The 1,647-nt window shown below is 70.1% G+C and carries 1 protein-coding gene and 2 pseudogenes; 1 reads left to right on the top strand and 2 read right to left on the bottom strand.

What is annotated here, in order from left to right; all coding sequences use genetic code 11:
* Both ABZ260_RS50820 and rsmI read right to left on the bottom strand, forming a co-directional pair.
* A pseudogene (locus ABZ260_RS50820) lies at positions 1 to 278 on the bottom strand (phospholipid carrier-dependent glycosyltransferase); the annotation flags it as partial.
* Between the two features lie 54 nt (positions 279 to 332).
* On the bottom strand, positions 333 to 1,187 hold the full coding sequence (gene rsmI, locus ABZ260_RS50825) for a 16S rRNA (cytidine(1402)-2'-O)-methyltransferase (protein ID WP_350966494.1): 855 nt from the start codon (positions 1,185 to 1,187) through the stop codon (positions 333 to 335).
* Positions 1,188 to 1,285: 98 nt separating this feature from the next.
* Between rsmI and ABZ260_RS50830 the strand changes: the two are divergent.
* Positions 1,286 to 1,647, top strand: a pseudogene (locus tag ABZ260_RS50830) (phospholipid carrier-dependent glycosyltransferase); the annotation flags it as partial.

Here is a 1,647-nt window from a genome sequence, read left to right on the forward strand (position 1 = left end):
GCCACGTAGAGCGGGCAGGGGTCGGCCTCCGGCGGGGTGCACTTGACCAGGAAGTCGGTGTTCCCCTGCATGATCATCCTGTCGGCGAGGGGATTCTCCCTGGTGCCGAGCGAGGCCCGCTCCACCCCGTGGTTGATCAGCGCCCAGGCGTCCTTGGCGTACCACGTCTCGTCGAACACGACGGCACGCGGCCGCCCGAGGCCGACGAAGCGCAGGATCCCTCCGAAGGCCGCGACCAGCAACGACCCCAGCCAGCCCCAGGCGACATTTCCCGACATGGGCGGCAAGAGACGATCCCGTGTTGATCCCATTCAGGGAATTATGGTGAAAAGTCAGCCTCGATGGACAGCTTGATAAAGATCCCGTTTGGGGATTCCAGCCGCCTTCGCCACATCCACGATCGCCTGCTTCCTCGGCACCCCCGTCTCCTCGCGGCGCGCGACCTCGTCCACCAGGTCCTCGATCACCGGCGGCAGGGCCTGCCCGGCGTACCCGGCGACCACGATGGTGATCTCCCCCTTGACGCCCCCGGCCGCCCACTCGGCCAGCTCGCCGAGACCGCCCCGCCGCACCTCCTCGTAGGTCTTGGTGAGCTCGCGGCAGACCGCCGCCCGGCGGTCGGCGCCGAACGCCTCCGCCATCGCCGCCAGCGCGGCACCGAGCCGGTGCGGCGCCTCGAAGAACACCATCGTGCGCTCCTCCTCCGCGAGGGCCGAGAGCCTGCGGGAGCGCTCACCGGACTTGCGCGGCGGGAAGCCCTCGAAACAGAACCGGTCGCTGGGCAGCCCCGAGACGGCCAGCGCCGTGGTCACCGCCGACGGCCCCGGCAGCGAGGTGACCGCGATCCCGGCCTCGACCGCCAGATGGGTCAGCCGGTAGCCGGGGTCGGAGACGCCCGGCATGCCGGCGTCGGTGATGACCAGCACCGTCTTGCCGTCCTGGAGCGCACCGAGGAGCTCGGCGGCCCGCCCTGCCTCGTTGGCGTCGTAGTAGGAGACGACCCGGCCGCCGATCTCGGCGCCCAGTTCCCCGGCCAGGCGCCGCAGCCGCCGGGTGTCCTCCGCCGCGACCACGTCCGCGCTCTCCAGCGCCAGCCTCAGCCGGGGTGAGGCGTCGCCCGCCTGCCCGATCGGAGCCCCTGCCAGCACAAGCCTGCCGTTGTCCGTCACCGCTCCATCCTCCCGCATTTCGGATGGCCCCCCGGCGCGGGGAGAAGTTAACCATTTAGTCCTGTAGTGAGGTGTTTCCTGGGCTAGCTACGGTAAGGGGACCGTACGATGTCCGGGTGGCCGTGACCGACTTCCCCAGCCAGGCGTCAGAGCAGCCGGAGCCCCAGCCCGACGGCGGGCCCTCGGGTTCCGCTCGTGACCGTCTGGTGCCGCCGATGCCGGGAAACCCCCTGTGGGGCTGGCTGGGCCCGCTGCTGGTCACGGTGTTCGGGGCGATCCTGCGCTTCACCAACCTCGGTCACCCGAACGCGGTCATGTTCGACGAGACGTACTACGCCAAGGACGCCTGGGCACTGATCAACTTCGGTGCCGAGCACAACGTCGTCAAGGACGCCGACAAGATCCTGATGCGGGGCGGCACCGAGATCTGGCAGCAGTGCGCGCCCGCGGAGGTCGACAAGTGCGCCTCCTACGTGGT

It is taken from the genome of Streptosporangium sp. NPDC006013, assembly GCF_040614275.1.
In the GTDB taxonomy this organism is placed as follows: domain Bacteria; phylum Actinomycetota; class Actinomycetes; order Streptosporangiales; family Streptosporangiaceae; genus Streptosporangium.

Bases quoted from the DNA above. Each gene is read 5' to 3' on its own strand.
- rsmI (WP_350966494.1), bottom strand. From the start codon at position 1,187: ATGCGGGAGGATGGAGCGGTGACGGACAACGGCAGGCTTGTGCTGGCA.